At 56.7% G+C, this 1,990-nt stretch carries 3 protein-coding genes; all 3 read left to right on the forward strand.

All coding sequences use genetic code 11. From position 1 onward, the window contains the following. The first annotated feature begins 18 nt into the window (after positions 1–18). The gene (locus VGM55_RS12330; RefSeq protein ID WP_331635620.1) at positions 19–1,080 is read left to right on the forward strand and encodes a phage baseplate assembly protein; all 1,062 of its coding nucleotides are present in this window, start codon (positions 19–21) and stop codon (positions 1,078–1,080) included. Then, positions 1,080–1,619, forward strand: coding sequence for a phage baseplate assembly protein V (locus VGM55_RS12335; protein WP_331635619.1), 540 nt, complete (start codon positions 1,080–1,082; stop codon positions 1,617–1,619). The genes VGM55_RS12330 and VGM55_RS12335 overlap by 1 nt, the downstream gene beginning before the upstream one ends. 5 nt (positions 1,620–1,624) lie before the next feature. Then, a partial coding sequence (locus tag VGM55_RS12340; protein WP_331634853.1) for a phage GP46 family protein occupies positions 1,625–1,990 on the forward strand: 366 nt, incomplete at its 3' end.

The following is a 1,990-nucleotide window of genomic DNA, read 5'->3' on the forward strand; positions in this document are numbered from 1 at the left end:
ATTGAGGGTTCCGGTGCGATGAACAGTCTTGTTTTTTTGCGTGTAAACGGGCGCGAGTGGGGAGGGTGGACGTCGGCGCGTGTGAGTGCCGGCATAGACAGAGTGGCGCGCGATTTTAACGTGACGATCACCCGGCAGTGGCCTGGCGCTACGGAAAACCAGCCCATGATAAAGAATGGTGACCTGGTTGAAGTGCTGATCGGTAGCGACCTGGTTATCACCGGCTGGGTGGAAGCTACGCCGGTTCGCTATGATGCCACATCGATTAGCACCGGTATTGTGGGGCGTAGCAAGACAGCCGATCTGATCGACTGCTCTGCAGCTCCGGCACAGCACAGCGGAAAAAGTCTGGTCCGTATCGCCAGCGCGTTAACCAGCCCGTTCGGGATCACCGTTATTGACGATGGCGCACCGGCAACAGCCGTTATTGATGCCCAGCCTGAGCATGGTGAAACGGTGGTGGATTGCCTTAATCGCCTGCTGGGCCAGGTTCAAACGCTGGCTTACGATGATGGAGAAGGCCGGTTGCACCTCGGCGCCGTGGGAAGTTTGCGTGCGTCCACGGCTCTGGTGCTTGGCGAAAACATACTTTCGTGTGATACCGAGCGCAGCGTTCGTGAACGTTTCTCTGATTATCTGGTAACCGGCCAGCGGCCGGGCACAGATGATGATTTTGGCGAGGCGACGATCTCCGCTATTCGCCAGAGCACCCGCGATGCGGGTGTGACGCGCTACCGCCCGCATACACTCCAGCAATCCGGGACGGCCACGGCAGACAGCTGTAAATCCCGATGTGAATTTGAAGCCAGGCAGCGCGCCGCGAAAACGCAGGAAACTACCTATACCGTACAGGGCTGGCGCCAGGGTAACGGCGAGCTGTGGCAGCCCAATCAGCGCGTTATTGTATTCGATCCCATGCAGGGGTTTGACAATACCGAACTGGTCATTGCTGAGGTGACTTATAACCAGGACGGGAACGGCACGACAACAGAATTACGCGTAGGTCCCGCTGATGCTTACCTGCCCGAGCCAACCAAACCGAAGAAAAAGAAAAAACAGAGTAAGGAGGATGAATTCTGATGGCCGGAAACATTAAAGGGCTGGTGAATTTGTTCGCGCGCGGCGTGCTGACATCCCTTGATAGCGCGAAAAAATGCCAGGCTGCCGGCCTGAAATTAATCGGCGGGGATCCGAAAGAGAATGTGGAGTACCTGGAGCCCTACGGGTTTACTTCCTCGGCGCAGGATGGTGCAGAAGCGGCGGTTTTATTTCCGGGAGGGGACCGCTCGCACGGTGTTGTAATAACCGTATCTGATCGCCGTTATCGCCTTAAAGGGTTGAAGCGCGGAGAGGTGGCAATTTACGACGATCAAGGCCAGTCGGTGATATTAACTCGTGACGGGATAGTTGTGAACGGCGCCGGAAAACCGATCGTATTCAAAAATGCGCCTAAGGCCCGCTTTGAAATGCCCGTCGAAGCGACCGGAAACATCAGGGATAACTGCGACAGCAGCGGTAAAACGATGGCGGATATGCGACAGACATATAACGGCCATACCCATAAAGAAAACGGCGACGGCGGCGGTACCACTGACACGCCAGGCCAGACGATGAGTTAAACACCATGATCCTCTATGTTAACGGGCTCCTGAGGGAGTCAACGGACCCGCTCGACCCTTTAACGCGCGCTGTAGTGATATCGCTGTTTACATGGCGGCGAGCAGAACGCGACGATCACACCGCGCAGGCGATGGGATGGTGGGGCGATACCTGGCCCACCGTACAGAATGACCGCATCGGCTCCCGCCTCTGGCTACTGAAACGCCGCAAGTTAACGAATAAAACGCCACAGGAAGCCCGGGAGTATATCGGGCAGGCGCTGGCATGGATGACGGATGACGGCGTGGCCGCGCGTATTGACGTTGTAGCCGGGCGCACCGGTATTGATGTGCTGGCGTGCGGCATAACGATTTATCAGCGCGATGGAACC

It is taken from the genome of Cedecea sp. (assembly GCF_036500665.1).
In the GTDB taxonomy this organism is placed as follows: domain Bacteria; phylum Pseudomonadota; class Gammaproteobacteria; order Enterobacterales; family Enterobacteriaceae; genus Cedecea.

Coding starts and splice junctions, on each gene's coding strand:
- VGM55_RS12335 (WP_331635619.1), top strand. CDS start 1,080: ATGGCCGGAAACATTAAAGGGCTGGTGAATTTGTTCGCGCGCGGCGTG.
- VGM55_RS12330 (WP_331635620.1), top strand. CDS start 19: ATGAACAGTCTTGTTTTTTTGCGTGTAAACGGGCGCGAGTGGGGAGGG.